Raw genomic sequence first — 377 nt, 5'->3', positions numbered from 1 at the left:
AAAGAGTCTGCTATACCGCTCTTTAGGACCCACAAATTCGTAGGTCCAAACAAAACCGACTCTGCAACGCGAACAAGCCAAACGAAGTGATGGAACATACAAATAGCTCTTTTTACCAAAGAGATTCAGATGCCGAATCTTACGCGGTTTATTGCGGCCGTCACGCTTCACATCTTGTTCCGACTGGCCACGGGACAGGGTTGCTTGTAGGCTACAGGCACAGCCTCCAGATGAACCTCTTTGGCATCTATGGAAACCATTTTATGAAGTTGTAGCTCTGGCAATCCGAGAATTTCGTTGATATACTGGAGTGGCATCTGTCATTTCCTTCTTTGTTGTTGGGTAGGACTTACAACAATACAGGATTTGCAGATGTT

The 377-nt window shown here is 45.4% G+C and carries 1 protein-coding gene; it reads right to left on the bottom strand.

Going from position 1 to position 377, the window contains the following annotated elements:
* A partial coding sequence (locus L691_RS33460) for a transposase family protein (protein WP_232229132.1) occupies positions 1 to 171 on the bottom strand: 171 nt, incomplete at its 3' end.
* Between the last annotated feature and the right edge of the window lie 206 nt (positions 172 to 377).

The organism is Paenibacillus zanthoxyli JH29 (assembly GCF_000520715.1).
Classification (GTDB): Bacteria; Bacillota; Bacilli; order Paenibacillales; family Paenibacillaceae; genus Paenibacillus_AQ; species Paenibacillus_AQ zanthoxyli.
This window is presented reverse-complemented; position numbering and strand designations above follow the sequence as displayed.